11 protein-coding genes are annotated in these 14,726 nt (G+C 59.2%); 7 read left to right on the top strand and 4 right to left on the bottom strand.

The annotated features are described in order from the left end of the window. Positions 1-4: 4 nt before the first annotated feature. Positions 5-451 carry a hypothetical protein gene (locus ACJO3M_RS09130; RefSeq protein ID WP_407001083.1) on the top strand — a complete coding sequence of 149 codons (447 nt, stop codon included), beginning with the start codon at positions 5-7 and terminating at the stop codon, positions 449-451. A gap of 87 nt (positions 452-538) precedes the next feature. Here the strand turns inward: ACJO3M_RS09130 and ACJO3M_RS09125 are convergent, their stop codons facing one another. From ACJO3M_RS09125 to ACJO3M_RS09110, 4 genes are all read right to left on the bottom strand, one after another. Then, positions 539-1,585, bottom strand: coding sequence for a methyltransferase (locus tag ACJO3M_RS09125; RefSeq protein WP_407001082.1), 1,047 nt, complete (start codon positions 1,583-1,585; stop codon positions 539-541). A gap of 109 nt (positions 1,586-1,694) precedes the next feature. Continuing rightward, complete coding sequence (locus ACJO3M_RS09120) at positions 1,695-1,868, bottom strand: hypothetical protein (protein WP_407001081.1); 174 nt, start codon at positions 1,866-1,868, stop codon at positions 1,695-1,697. Positions 1,869-1,992: 124 nt separating this feature from the next. Beyond that, positions 1,993-2,670, bottom strand: a complete 678-nt coding sequence (can, locus tag ACJO3M_RS09115) for a carbonate dehydratase (protein WP_407001080.1) — start codon at positions 2,668-2,670, stop codon at positions 1,993-1,995. 66 nt (positions 2,671-2,736) lie between these two features. Further along, positions 2,737-7,620 carry an NAD-glutamate dehydrogenase gene (locus ACJO3M_RS09110; protein ID WP_407001079.1) on the bottom strand — a complete coding sequence of 1,628 codons (4,884 nt, stop codon included), beginning with the start codon at positions 7,618-7,620 and terminating at the stop codon, positions 2,737-2,739. A 143-nt stretch (positions 7,621-7,763) separates the two neighbouring features. Between ACJO3M_RS09110 and ACJO3M_RS09105 the strand changes: the two genes are divergently transcribed. From ACJO3M_RS09105 to ACJO3M_RS09080, 6 genes are read left to right on the top strand one after another with little or no spacing between them, the layout of a single operon-like run. Beyond that, on the top strand, positions 7,764-8,726 hold the full coding sequence (locus ACJO3M_RS09105; RefSeq protein WP_407001078.1) for an AAA family ATPase: 963 nt from the start codon (positions 7,764-7,766) through the stop codon (positions 8,724-8,726). Between the two features lie 9 nt (positions 8,727-8,735). Next, positions 8,736-9,683 (top strand): DUF58 domain-containing protein, encoded by a 948-nt coding sequence (locus ACJO3M_RS09100; protein ID WP_407001077.1) that lies wholly within the window; start codon positions 8,736-8,738, stop codon positions 9,681-9,683. Beyond that, a complete protein-coding gene (locus ACJO3M_RS09095) occupies positions 9,683-10,150 on the top strand; it encodes a DUF4381 domain-containing protein (RefSeq protein WP_407001076.1) in 468 nt (155 codons plus the stop codon). Before ACJO3M_RS09100 ends, ACJO3M_RS09095 begins: the two co-directional genes overlap by 1 nt. Then, positions 10,144-11,190 (top strand): vWA domain-containing protein, encoded by a 1,047-nt coding sequence (locus tag ACJO3M_RS09090; RefSeq protein ID WP_407001075.1) that lies wholly within the window; start codon positions 10,144-10,146, stop codon positions 11,188-11,190. The genes ACJO3M_RS09095 and ACJO3M_RS09090 overlap by 7 nt, the downstream gene beginning before the upstream one ends. Then, positions 11,183-12,985 carry a VWA domain-containing protein gene (locus ACJO3M_RS09085; RefSeq protein ID WP_407001074.1) on the top strand — a complete coding sequence of 601 codons (1,803 nt, stop codon included), beginning with the start codon at positions 11,183-11,185 and terminating at the stop codon, positions 12,983-12,985. The genes ACJO3M_RS09090 and ACJO3M_RS09085 overlap by 8 nt, the downstream gene beginning before the upstream one ends. After that, complete coding sequence (locus ACJO3M_RS09080; RefSeq protein WP_407001073.1) at positions 12,979-14,718, top strand: BatD family protein; 1,740 nt, start codon at positions 12,979-12,981, stop codon at positions 14,716-14,718. Before ACJO3M_RS09085 ends, ACJO3M_RS09080 begins: the two co-directional genes overlap by 7 nt. The last annotated feature ends 8 nt before the right edge of the window (positions 14,719-14,726 follow it).

The following is a 14,726-nucleotide window of genomic DNA, read 5'->3' as shown; positions in this document are numbered from 1 at the left end:
CACTATGATCCGCGATTCCATCAAGAACCGCTTTGAGTCTGTCCAGGCAGCCGGCAAACGCGTTGAAGGCCAGTTGCGCCCGCAGCTCGACAAGGCATCCGCCGAATTGAAAAAGGTTCTGAGTAACATGGGCGCCGACGTATCCGAGCCCCGCAGCCTGTCTGACGTTGTCAGCCAGATTCGCAGCAAGAACCCGACGTTCCGCGAACTGACCCTGCGCCTGGATGTCGCCACCTACGACCTGCGCAAGAAACTGTGGTGGGACGCCAACATGATGACCGCCTACTTTACCGACAAGGCGGGCAAAACCTACGAGGCCGAGGTCAAGCCCAAGCTGACCGAAGCCCGCAACCGCGCCGAATCCGAAGCCCGCCGCCTGCTTGAACAGGTACGGGAGCTGACGCCGCGTCGCACCGCCCGCGAGCAGGACGACACCAGCCGGGAAGAATGATTTCAGGTTGTCTCCCTTTCTTTTGGAAACAGCCTTTTTGCCCCTCACCCCAGGGGCTTTTTTTCGTCTGCAGAAACGTTCCGCCGGTTACCGGCGCCTGGCGGAATACACGGTAAAACGCTTGTCGGATTGCAGTCGCGTCACCGGACCAATGCACTTGGCCATCAGCGCCTCATAGGGCAGAAAACTGTTGGCCACCAGCCTCAGCTCGCCCCCCGGCTGCAAGTGGACAGCGGCCTGCTGCAGAAAACGTTCAGTCATTGAAATGTCTGTCCGCACCCCGGCGTGAAACGGGGGGTTGGTCACTATGGCACGATACTTCCGGGTCACGCCCGCCAACCCGTCAGACGCCACAACGTCCCCAACGGCACGGGCATTGGCGTATGTCGCCTTCGCGCAGATCACCGCCTGGGACTGGACGTCTACCGCATCAACCGGGGAAGGTTCAACACCCTGCGCCCGCTGCCAGCACTGAATCCAGCTGCCAATAACACCGGCCCCGCAGGCAAAATCCAGTGCATGCCCGCGAGAAAGAGGTTGCTCTGCCAGGCTATGCAGTAACATCGCCGTGCCGTCATCCAGCTCCCCATCGCTGAAGATGCCAGGCAAGCCGGCCACATCCACTTTTATCCCTGCACATTCCACGGTGTGCCACTGCTTCCAGACCTCAAGGTCAAAGGCGGACACCGGCGTGAACGACTCAGCCAACCACACCTGACAATGACGGGCGCTATCCACCTTGGCGGCGTCGGGAGCAACCTCCTTCAGTTGCCGGACCGCCCCGGCAATCCCCTCGCGCTTCTCACCAATCAGGATCAGCCTGGCACCGTCGTCCGCCAGCCAACGCGCCAGCTCCAGCCGGAAGGTCAATTCCGCACGCGCCTTGGGCAGAAATATCACCACGGTATCGGCAGAAGCCGGTTGCAGGGCCCCATCGTCATAACCAAAGGCGGGGAGCCAGCCTTTCAGTACTGGAAACTGGGCAAATACTCCCGCGTGTTCGGTCATCGCCAGCCCACCGTCAGGTAAACGGGACAACAGGGCGGCATCGGAGAGCCCGATCAGGGCAAGGCGCCCACGGATCAGGTCGCGATTTCTGAGCAGGGCCTCATGGGCATTGGGTAATGCAGACATTGGTTTGGAATATCCCGAACTGGTTTACAGGCGGCATACTCTAACCGGATTCGGACCTGGAGTCTCGGTCCATCAAACTCCAGGCCGGGGAGCTATGAAAGGAATGCGCTTACTTGTACCGTGCCACGGTACCGACCCGCAGGGCGTCTTCCGGAGACATTCCCCAGTCTTCCCGTTGTGCGGGTGGACGGGGTTGCTCGCGCCTGTGGTTATGCTCGACAGAATCTTCTGCGCTCTTGCGCTGATTCAATGCATTCAGAGCTTTTTGCATCAATTCTCGCATGGCTCACCTCCTGACTGACAACGGTACAAGTGTACCGGAACCACAGGAGGCTATCTGTGATGACGACGGGGGTCAACAAGTGACCCTCATCACGATTTTTTGACGCAAATTGACAGCTTCTGAATTACTTTGCCTGGCGACTGGCACGTACCGGACGCAGAATCAGCTCATCCACGCTGTTCTGTTGCACGCCCTCAAGCTCCTGCTCACCGGAAATGGACAGCCCCATATCCCGTAACAAACCGTCAGCAACATCGTAGACAAATCCGTGGACCGTCAACGGCTGACCGCGACGCCAGGCCTCCTGCACAATGCTGTTCTGGCACACGTGCCCTACCTGCTCAACCACGTTGAGTTCACACAGGCGATCAACCCGATCCTGTTCGCTGGAGATCTCGTCGAGCACGGGTATGTATTTGTCCCGCACATCCTGAACATGACGCAGCCAGTTGCTGATCAGTCCGAAACCTTCGTTCAGCAAGGCCGCCCGGACACCACCGCAACCGTAATGCCCCACCACCAACACATGCTTGACCTTAAGCACGTCAATGGCGAACTGGAGTACAGACAGACAGTTGAAGTCGGTATGGACCACTACGTTCGCCACGTTCCGGTGAACAAACAGCTCTCCGGGCAGCAAATCGACAATCTGGTTGGCGGGCACGCGGCTGTCCGCGCAACCAATCCAGAGGTATTCAGGCGCCTGCTGATTCGCCAGGCGATTGAAAAACTCGGGGTCCCGCGCCTTTATGCCATCCGCCCAGGACTCGTTATTTTTCAGAAGATGATCCAGCTGCCCCATATACCTTTCTCCCGCTAGTGATTCAGATAACGGAATTGAACGGTAATCAGCGGATTAACGCAATACTCAGTTGGTCGCAGCATCGTCATCACCATGAGAACTGTGCATGGTCGCCTGGGCCAGATCCAGCAACTCCCGCAGGGCCACGGAGAACATGGCGTACTCAGGTTCGCGAACCCCCTTTAGCTCCGCCAGCATGGATTTCCAGCGACTGATCATGGTGGCATGCCGGGCCATCCAGTTGTCCACGCAAGCCGGCACTTCGCCGGGTTTGCCTGCGAGCTTGAGTACGCCGGTGGTCAGCGCCCGTTGCTGCCAGTCCAGGTCTTCGCGGAAGCTTTCCCGGGCCAGGGCCTGCCAGTGAGAGACCGGAACCAATGCCGCAATCGCATTGGCAAACCAGCTCAGATCCAGCTTTTCACCGAGGTCATAGTAAAGGTTGGCTACGGTCTTCAGGGGCATACCCGTTGCCTCGCGGGCTTCGATAATGCCCAAAGAGGAATACAGATAATTGGTGCCTGAAAGCACCGAAGCCAACTCTTTCGGCAACCCCGCTGCGGTCAGTTGGGTGAACCGCTTGTCCCAGTGAGCCCGCGCCTGCTCGCCCAGATAGTCGGGCAGATCGGCGGTAATTTTCCACACACTGTCAGCAAAGCGCTCCATATGGGTCTGGATGCTGAGTTCGGCACGACGATTCCGCAGCAGCCAGCGCACCGAACGACGGATCAACCGCATCAAATCGTTCATCAGCTCCATCTGCAGCGGCGCCGGAATATGGAAATCCAGGGATTCGATCTTGTCCCACCAAGTATCCAGCCGGAACACATCCCGGGCAATAATCCACGCCAGAGCGATGGAGGCAGAGTCCGCCCCCGTGGACTGCGACAGGCGCTCCACAAAGGTAATGCCCATGTGGTTGACCATGTCATTGGCGATCTGGGTGGCAATAATTTCCCGCCGTAACTGGTGCTCGCCCAGCTCCCGGGAGAACTTGCGGGTCAACGCCTGGGGAAACACCTTGTACATTTCACCCGCCAGCAACGGTTCATCGGGAAGCGTGCTGTCGATCAGCGCCTGTTTAAGATCGCCCTTTACGTAGGAGATCAGCACCGACAGCTCCGGGCGCGTCAGCCCCTTCTTGTCCAGCTTGCGCTCGGACAGGGTCTCGTCATCCGGCAGGAATTCCAGAGAACGGTTGAGTTTTCCCTCGCTTTCCATGGTGTTCATCAACCGGCGATATTCCTCCATCCGCGTGCTCGCCTCTTCATTGGCGATACTGATGGCCTGGGTCTGACGGTAGTTATTCTTCAGCACCAGAGCAGATACATCGTCGGTCATGTCCTCCAGCATGATGTTGCGCTGCTTGGAGGTGAGATCCCCCAGGGCCACAGCCCGGTTAAGCAGGATCTTCATGTTCACTTCATGGTCTGAGCAGTCAACGCCGCCGGAGTTGTCGATGAAATCGGTATTCAGGCGTCCGCCGTTAAGCGCAAACTCGATGCGGCCAAGCTGGGTCATCCCCAGGTTGCCGCCCTCGCCGACCACCTTGCAACGAAGCTCGGCACCATTGATGCGCAGGCCGTCATTGGCCTTGTCACCGACATCGCCGTGGGATTCGTTCCGGCCTTTCACGTAGGTGCCAATACCGCCAATCCACAACAGGTCCGCCTGGGCCTTCAGGATGTGAGTAATCAGCATATTCGGCGGCACCCGGTCCGACTTGATACCCAGCAGTTTCTTCATTTCCGGGCTGACCGGTATCGACTTGGCACTGCGACTGAAGACACCGCCACCCTTGGAAATCAGCTTGCTGTCGTAATCCGTCCAGGCGGAGCGGGGAAGCCCGAACAGCCGCTTGCGCTCCTTATAGCTCTTCTCGACATCCGGTGTCGGGTCGATAAAGATATGAACGTGATTGAAGGCAGCCACCAGGCGGGTCTTCTCGGAACACAGCAGCCCGTTACCGAACACGTCACCGCCCATGTCACCGATACCGATGGCGGTAAACTCATCGAGAGCCGGATTGATGCCGATCTCGCGGAAGTGTCGCTCAACGGACACCCAGGCACCCCGGGCGGTTATCCCCATTTTCTTGTGGTCATAGCCGTTACTGCCACCGGAGGCAAAGGCATCGCCCATCCAGAAACCGTATTCCGCCGACAGGCCATTGGCGATGTCGGAGAAGGTTGCGGTGCCCTTATCCGCCGCTACAACCAGATAGTGGTCGTCCTCATCGTGACGGATAACCCGCTCCGGCGGCTCAATGCCCGAATCCACCAGATTATCGGTGATGTCCAGCAGCCCCCGGATGAATGTTTTGTAGGCCCTGATACCCTCGGCCTGGAAGGCTTCCCTGTCCGCAGGATCGGGGAGGCGCTTGGCGACGAAACCGCCCTTGGCACCCACCGGCACAATCACCGCATTCTTCACCTGCTGGGCCTTCACCAGCCCGAGAATTTCTGTGCGGTAATCCTCGAACCGGTCTGACCAGCGCAGCCCGCCCCGGGCCACCTTGCCGCCGCGCAGATGCACACCCTCCACCCGGGGTGAATACACAAAGATCTCGAACATCGGCAGCGGAAGCGGCACGTCGGGGATCTGGGTCGGATCAAACTTCACACTGATGTAGGGTTTGTTGCTGCCCTGATCATCAAGCTGGAAGTAGTTGGTTCGCAGGGTCGCCTGCATCAACTCCAGGTACAGCCGCAGAACCCGGTCCTCGCTCAGGTTCTCGACCGCATCCAGCCCGGCGCTGAACTCGATCTCCAGCTTCTGTTGCGCTGCCCTGCTCTTGCCCTCGCTCTGGTAGCGATCCGGATTGAAGCGGACCTCGAAGAACTCCAGCAGTGCCTGGGCCAGATCCACGTGATTGACCAGGGTGTTGGAAATAAAGGTCTGACTGTTGGAGAAACGAATTTGCCTCATGTAACGGGCGTAAGTCCGTAACAGGGCAATCTGCCGCCAGCTCATGTAGGAAGACAGCAGTAACCGGTTAAAGGCATCGTTTTCCGCATCGCCATACCAGACCCGGCGGAACAGGTCCTCGAAAATCGGGCGAATACGGTGGATATCCACCACATTGCCACTGTACGCCTGGAGGGTGAAATCGTGGATCCACACGACCTTGCCGTTACGGTCGGTCACCTCGAAGGGATGTTCCCCGATCACCCGGAACCCCAGGTTGTCGAAAACAGGCATTACGTCCGACAGGGGCAACGGCTCATTCGCATAGAACAGCTTGAAATGAAGGGTATTCTCTTCCTCTTCCAGGGCGCGGTAGAAACTCATCGTGAGCTGGCCATCGGCGGCGCCGGTGATGTGCTCCAGGTCGATGGCGGCGCGCCGGGGGGAGAACATATCGGTATAGCTGGCCGGGAAGCCGCCGGAATATAACCGGTACAACTCGTTACCCTGCTCTTCGCCGTAGACTTCGTTGAGCGCCTCGGCCAGCCCGTCGCGCCAGGACTGGGCCAACTCAATCACCTTCTCGCGAATTTCGGCAATGGGCAGTTGGCGATTCTCAACCTGGGGCACGCGAATGGTGAACTGCACCCGCGCCAGCACAGACTCTGAAAAATGGGTGACAAACTCAATGTCTTCGGCTTCCAGCCGGTCCAGCAGAACCTGCTCTACCTTCAGGCGTAACTCGGTGTTGTAGATATCCCTCGGGAAGAACGCCAGGCAGGTCACGAACTGGCCGTACACATCTTCCCGCATGAACAGTTCGATGCGACGACGCTCCTGGATATAGAGGATATTCTTGGCAACAGTGAGCAATTCCTGGGGCTCAATCTGGAACAGCTCATCCCGTGGATAAAGGGTCAGGATCTGTTCCAGTTCCTTGCCAGCGTAGTCGTCCCGCAGAAAACCGGATTTTTTCATTACGGTCTGGAACTTGCGCCGCAGCAGCGGGATTTCATCCGGGCGTTCGTTGTAGGCGCGGGATGTATACAGGCCCAGGAAGCGCCGCTCACCAACCACTTCGCCCTTGCTGTTGAATTTTTTGACCGCGATGTAGTCCGGGTACGCCGGGCGATGAACCCGCGACCGCTGTGCTGATTTGGCAAAGATGAAAATGTCATCGCTACGGGTCATTTCGTGGCGTGTGCGTTGGGGCAGTTCGTTCAGCCGAACCTTGTCGGGGCGTTCGTTGTTGACCCGCAGAATCCCCAGTTCGGAATTCTCCACGCGACGGACCACCATGCCGCTTTTGTCTTTGGCGAAATCGTATTCGTCGTACCCCAGAAAGGTGAACCGGTCAGAGACCAGCCAGTTAAGGAATGCCCGAGCCTCCTCCTTGTCTTCGTCACTGATCCCGGCATTGGTGGCATCCAGTTCGGAGATAATTTCATTCACCTTGCCGGTCACCACCGGGAAATCCTCAACCGCAATTCTCACTTCATGAAGAATGGTCTGCAGGACATCTTCCAGCTCCTTGAGATCGGCCGGATCACTGTGGCGGTCAATTTCCAGAACGATGAATGCCTCGTACTCGGACCCCGCGCTCGATTTCTTGGTGGAGTGCAGTTTTTGGAGCTTGCCACCCTCATCGCGATCCACCCGCAGGATGGAATGCTGGATCGAGTGTGTGCCGATCTCCCGTTGATTGATGGCGATGCGAATAGAATCAATCAGGAACGGAATGTTCGGATGCAGGATAAAGATGACGGTATGGGTCGACTGCCAGCCATCGCTCTCCAGATCCGGGTTGAAAACCGATACCGGCGTCTTCTCGGTGCCACGTTTTTGCAGGAACTGCCAGGCTGCAAGGATGGCGCCGTAGGTATCCGAGAATCGTCGACTCACCAATTCTTCAAGGGGAATATGGGCGTAATGCTGCTTGGCAAATTCACTGATTTTCTTTGCTTCCGTCTTCGCGATTTTCTGAGCGAAAGCATCAGCCAGCTGTTCAAAAAACTGTTCCTTGCTGGCAACCGTCAGCGCATTCATAGTCGACCTCAGTAAGTGTGAATTAAACGTAATCAGGGTATTGTCACATAAGCATAGTCAAGCCCTTGATTTTTGCCGCCCAGATGCGAAAACTGCGGCAAATACTTAGGTAAAGAGCCTCCACACAGGAACAACCACTGCCCATGTCACTACAGCATACGTTTGGGGAACTCCGGTCTCAGTTAGCGAAAAGGATTATAGGCCAGGAAAAACTGGTGGACCGGCTGCTGATCGCCCTGCTCGCCGACGGACACCTGCTGGTCGAAGGCGCTCCCGGTCTGGCCAAGACCACTGCGATCAAGGCACTGGCCGATCATCTGGACGGAGATTTCCACCGCATCCAGTTCACGCCGGACCTGCTGCCATCGGATGTCACCGGCAGCGAAATCTATCGCGCCGAAACCGGCCAGTTTGAATTCCAGCACGGCCCCATCTTTCATAACCTGGTGCTTGCCGATGAAATCAACCGGGCGCCCGCCAAGGTGCAGTCGGCACTGCTGGAGGCCATGGGCGAACGACAGGTCAGCGTGGGCATGCGCACTTTCCCGCTTGATCCGCTATTCATGGTGATGGCGACCCAGAACCCAATCGAGCAGGAAGGCACCTATCCACTGCCGGAGGCGCAGCTGGACCGGTTCCTGATGCACGTGGTGATTGACTACCCCTCCGCCGATGCCGAAAGGGCTATCCTCCACCTGGCCCGGAACGATTACCGCCAGGGTCAGCCTACCGCCGCTGTTCGCCTGAGTGCGGATCAGGTGTTCCAGGCACGGTGTGAAATTGCGGATATCTATATGGCGGAACCGGTCGAGCAATACCTGCTGGCACTGGTACTGGCAACCCGTGACCCACAAGGCCTGGACCCGGAACTGGCCCGCTGGACCGCCTTCGGCGCCAGCCCCAGGGGTACCATCGCCCTGGACCGCTGCGCCCGTTCCCTGGCATGGCTGGAAGGCCGTGATTATGTCAGCCCGGACGATGTCCGCAACATTGCGTTTGATGTGCTCCGTCACCGCATCCTGCTGACGTTCGAAGCCGAGGCCGAAGGCATGACCGCCGATGCAGTGATCCAGAGACTGATCGATCATGTCCCTGTCACCGCCTGATCAAAACCGATGATGCAAACGCAAGACGCCATCCATATCGACCTTTCCGGTCTGATCCGTCTCCAGGCCGATGCCCGTGCCCTGAAGCTCCCGTCTGCCCGCCCCGTGCGCAGCAAGCAGGCGGGCCTTCAACGGTCCCCCATGCGCGGCAGGGGCATGGCGTTTGCCGAGGTCCGGCAATACCAGCCGGGAGACGATATTCGCAGTATTGACTGGCGGGTGACCGCACGGCGCCAGTCGCCACACACCAAGCTTTACGAGGAGGAACGGGAACGCCCCGTCCTGCTGTTATGCGACCTGGGCCCGAGCCTGTTCTTTGCCAGCACCGGCGCCTATAAACAGGTGCGCTGCGCCCAGCTTGCCGGCATCCTGTCATGGCTGGCGCTGTGGTCCGGCGATCAGGTGGGCGGCATCGTCTTCAACGGCAGGGAACTGACCGTACTACGTCCTGCCCGCCGCAAGAAATCAGTACTCCAGTTGCTCGACACCCTGGCCAGGCAGCAGAAAACGCCGGAAACCAGGCAAAGTCCCGATCTCCAGGTGTCATCACTGACAGCCAATCTCGACACCGCCCTGCGGGAAGCCCGCCGTGTCGCCCATACCGGTAGCCGCATCTTCGTGCTCAGTGACTTCCTCACCATCAGTGCCGAAACTTCCCGGCTGCTTGGCGCCCTGGCCAGACACAACACCGTCAGCGCGCTACGCATTGCGGATCCCCTGGAACTTCACTTGCCGGAAAGCGGGCGGTTTGCGGTTGCCGGTGACGATGGCCCGGTTTGGTTCGATGCCGACAACCCACGTTTCCAGCAGGCCTGGCACGACAAAGTGGCACACCATGAAACACAACTGGCGGACTGCTTCCGTACCTCCGGCGTGACTCCGGCCACAGTGATGACCGGCGAAGAACCTGCAGTAATCCTGCAATCCTTGCTGGGTCCGCGAGGGAGGATCGGTTGATGGAACAGGATCCGCTAAGCCAGCTCCGTGACATACATCTGCCGGAAACCGGCGGCATCTGGCCGCCTGCACCGGGTTGGTGGGCATTGCTGGCACTTGGTCTGCTGCTGGTGATCGCAGGATTGCTGCTCGTCCGTCGCAAGCGCAGAAAGAACCGCTGGCTCAGGGTTGCCCGTCGGGAACTTGACCAGCTCGCCAGTCACGCAGCACGGGAACCGCAGTGGTTTGCGCAGCTCAATACATTGTTGAAGCAGTGTGCCCGGGAACGGTATCCCGCCGAACGTCCTGAAGCGATGAGTGGGCAGCGGTGGGCTGACTTCCTGATCCGTACCAGTCCGGAAGAACGTGCTTCAGCTCGCCCCGTTGTGGATGCCATGATTAACAGCAGCTGGCAGCCGGTAGCGGACGCCGAGCCGGATCAGGCGCTGGCGTTCGCACAAGCCTGGCTGGAGGGTCAGAAATGCTGAATCTCGCCTATCCCTGGGTACTGATACTGGTGCTGGCGCCTTTGCTGGTGAAGCTTACAAGGCGCACCGAGCAGTCTGTCGATGCGCCGGTGTTTCCGGTGGGTCACTGGCTGTCCGAGCTTCCCGGAGTCAGCCGCAGCGGGAACCGGCTGCCCTGGTGGCAGGCTGCGATGTTACTGGTCATGTGGCTGTTGCTGGTGATCGCGGCCGCAAGACCACAGCACGTGGGCGAACCGGTTCAGTTGCCGGTCAGCGGTCGCGACCTGTTACTGGCGGTGGATATCTCACCCAGCATGGACGAACAGGACATGATCATTCAGGGGCGGGGCATCAACCGCCTGCAGGCCGTCAAACGGGTCGTTGACGATTTCATCCAGCGCCGTGAAGGGGACCGCCTCGGGCTGTTGCTGTTCGGCACCGAGCCCTACATCCAGGCCCCGCTGACGTTTGACCTGGCCACTGTCCGAACGCTGCTGCACGAATCCGGTATCGGTATGGCCGGACGCGCTACAGCCATTGGCGATGCCATCGGCCTGGCCGTCAAGCGCCTGAGAGACCGCCCCCAGGAACAACGAGTGGTAATACTGTTAACCGACGGCGCCAACACCGCCGGTGAGATCACCCCGGACAAGGCCACCGAAATCGCTAAGGCGACCGGTGTGCGTATCTACACCATCGGCATCGGGGCCGAATCAATGGTGCAACGCGGTCTGCTCGGATCGAGGCAGGTGAACCCCTCTCGCGACCTGGATGAGGCCCTGCTGGAGCGCATGGCGGAACAGACAGGCGGTGAGTACTTCCGTGCCCGCAGCCTGCCGGAACTGGAACTGATCTACGAGAACATCGACCAGCTTGAACCCATCGAGCTGGAGGGCAAACACTATCGCCCGGTCACCGACCTGTATGTCTGGCCCGCTGCAGCAGCGGTTCTGCTGTGGTTGCTGCTGCAACTGGTTAAACTGGCCCGGGCCACCGGCCGACGACGCTCATCCGGTGGTGAACGCCCCGACGGCATAGCGCAGAGGTCTCCCCATGGCTGATTTCCATTTCCTGCGCCCATTGTGGCTACTGCTGATCCTGGCAATACCGCTCTTGCCCCTGCTCTACCGCAAGGCACGCCAGAGCGACAGCGGTTGGTCGCGTGTTATTCCCGAACCAATGCTACGCCCGCTCATCAGCCGGTTTGGTCAATCAGGCTCGCGGACACGCTCCCCTGTATTGGCTGCCGCGGCGGCACTGCTGATTCTCTCCATCGCCCTGGCCGGACCGGCCTGGCGACAGGCGCCGACACCACTGCAGCAACAGAACGACAGCCTGGTAATCGTACTGGATCTGTCCCTCTCCATGCTCTCGACCGACGTGGAGCCGGACCGGCTGACACTGGCCAAACGTAAAATTCGCGATATTCTCAGGCAACGGGAAGGCAGCCTTACCGCTCTGGTGGTCTATGCCGCCGATGCCCACGCCGTCAGCCCTCTGACCGATGACCGGAGAACCATCACCGGTATGTTGGAGATACTGGACCCGGTGATCATGCCGGCGGCGGGCAATCGCGCCGATCTTGGCATTGCCAGGGGCCTGGAACTGCTGAAACAGGGGGCCCCGGGCAAAGGCCGGATGCTGCTGATTACCGACAATGTCCGTGATGACTACCAGGATCGAATTACCCAACAACTCCAGGGCAGCCGTTTTGCCCTCAACACCCTCGTCGTCGGCACAGCGGAAGGCGGCCCGATTCCACTGCCCAAAAGGGGATTCATCCGGGATAATGGCGACATTGTGATCACCAAAGCGAGCCCGTCGGCATTACAGCACCTGGCCCAAAGCAATGGCGGTAGCAGTCATCAACTGACCATCGACGATACCGATATCAGCAACCTGGGCTTGCTGGCCGAGGATGCCGAAGACTGGCGGGAGAGTGAACGGGACCTGACAGTGAATCGCTGGCAGGATGATGGGTACTGGCTGCTCTGGCTGGCGCTGCCCCTGATACTCATTGGCTGGCGTCGCGGAGCCGTGGCCGTCGCGCTGCTTGCAATCCTTCCGCTGACGCCCCGGCCAGCCCTTGCCCTGGAATGGTCCGAACTGTGGTCGCGGGAGGACCAGCGGGCTCCGGAAATGATTGCCACGGATCCCGAATCGGCAGCCCGGCGGCTGGAGGACCCGCAATGGCGGGGCTCCGCCCAATACCGTGCCGGCGACTATGACGCTGCAGTGGATTCCTTTGCCACCAACGACAGTCCCCGGGCCCATTACAACCGGGGCAATGCGCTGGCCAGGTCCGGCAAACTCGAGGAAGCGATCAGTGCTTACGATCAGGCGCTGACGGCCCGGCCAGACATGGAGGACGCCCGCTTCAACCGCGACATCGTTCGCCAAATGCTGGAGCAACAACAGCAGCAAAATGATTCCGGAGAAGGCAACGATTCTGATCAGCAGAACAATGAGCAACAGGATCAACAGCAACAGCAGGAATCCAATGGCGGCGGCTCCGGCGAGCAAAGCGAGGACAATCAGCAGGGTGACCAATCCGGGGACCAGCAGCAGAACAGCGAACAGCGCCAGCAGAGCGAACAGAGCGGTAATCAGGACCAGGAGCCGTCCTCGCCACAAGACCAGCAACAACAGGGTAGCGGTCAAGCGGACGGCTCGAATGAAACTGCCGAACAAAGCCGGCAGGCGCCAGCGGAACTCTCCGAGGAACCGCTGACCCAGGGACAGGAGCAATGGTTGAGACGAATACCCGATGACCCCGGCGGGCTCCTGAAACGAAAATTTCTCCAGCAATACCAGCAACGAGATACCCAACCCGATGAGGGCGACACCCCATGGTAAGACGGCATGCGATCCCCTTTATTCTGATCACCATACTGCTCGCACTGGCCGGCCCAGCCAGCGCCGACAGTGACTTGACGGTGGAACCAGACCGCACCCGGCTTTACGAGGGCGAAGTGCTGACACTGACCGTCAGGGGCAGCATGAAGATTGATGTAAACCTTGGCAATCTGTTTGACCTGGATGTCTCCAGCCTGCCCTCACCGGATATAGACAAGGTGGAAGAAAACTTCGACATTGTCGGCCGCAACCAGCGCTACAGTATTCGCACCGTGAATAGCGAAATGGTGGGCGAAATCACCTGGACCTACCAGTTGGCTCCGAAAAAAACCGGACAGCTGACCATTCCCGCACTCACCTTTCAGGATGCCCAGTCCGATCCTGTTGATATCAACGTTATCAGCGGAACGTCGCCCGATGAGCAATCCGAGCCTCGGGACAGCTTCATCGAACTGTCAGCCGACAAGGACGAAGTGTATGTGCAGGAACAGCTGGTCCTGACCATAAAACTGTTTTTCAGTGGCAATCTCATTCGCGGCGAACTGTCGGAGCCGGAGCATCCAGACGCCATTATCGAAAACCTGGGTAAGCAGAGGGAATACAGTCGTTACCGCAACGGCGTCCGTTTTCGCGTGGTTGAGAGGCGATACGCCATTTACCCGCAAAAGACCGGGGAATTGAGCCTCGATGCCATCCGTTTCGAGGGCCGTGCCCGTACGCCCGAGGGGCAACTGAAATTCCTCCGAGACAGCGAAAAGCTGTTCGACATCCCCGTCAAAGCCATTCCGGCCGATTTCAGCGGTGATACCTGGCTTCCGGCCAGTCAACTGGAGCTTTCGGAATCCGGCCTGCCGAAAGAGCAGACTCTTGCCACCGGTCAAAACCTGACCCGGACGCTGGTACTGGAAGCCCATGGCTTGCCTTCCGAGACCTTGCCGCCGTTCCCCGAACAGGCCATTCCCGGCATTCGCACCTACCCGGAGCGGCCTGCACGCGCTGCGGACAGCGACCGGGATGGCATAACATCCAGCCTGACACAGACCACCGCACTGGTCCCGGTTCAGGACGGTGATCTGGTGTTACCGGAAATCCGGATTCCGTGGTGGGACACCGAAGCTGACGAAGAGAAAATCGCCGTTATTCCCGCCCGGACCCTGTCAGTCAGTGCCCCTCCCGGACAGGCTTCCACATCCGCTCGGGACTCAGAAGATCCGACGCAGGGGGAGAACGCCGCAAGCAGGCGCGAGGCGGATGAGGACAGCGAGCCTGCGCCCACTTCCCTGTTCTGGCCAATTCTCAGCCTGATACTGGCCATCGGCTGGCTGGTGACCGCACTCGCTTGGTGGAAGAACCGCGGGAAACGACAGCCTGCTACATCGGCGCATCCTTCTGTCGATCACGAGGAAAAGGCGCTGTTCCGGGAGCTTTGCCAGGCTGCGGATGCAGGAGCCGCGCGAACGCTTGAACTGCTACCCAGATGGGCCTGCCGCTGTTTCCAGGACCAGCAGTTTGACAGCGCTGCCGATGTCGTTCGCTTTGCAGCGGACGACACGCTGACCCAGGAACTGGAAGTGCTACAGCGGCGGCTGTTCGGCAGGCATCGTGGTAATGTGGAATGGGACGGCAAGCCTTTGATAGCCGCCCTGAAGAAACTGCGGGGGAAGTACGCCAACCACCCGGAAAAAAAACAAGATCTGCCTCCCCTGTACCCGGCAGGACTGATCAGTCAGTGACAGAAAAG

This window comes from Marinobacter alkalisoli, assembly GCF_045449795.1.
Taxonomy (GTDB): domain Bacteria; phylum Pseudomonadota; class Gammaproteobacteria; order Pseudomonadales; family Oleiphilaceae; genus Marinobacter.
The sequence above is the reverse complement of the archived record's forward strand: the minus strand, read 5'-3'. Positions and strand labels throughout refer to the sequence as shown.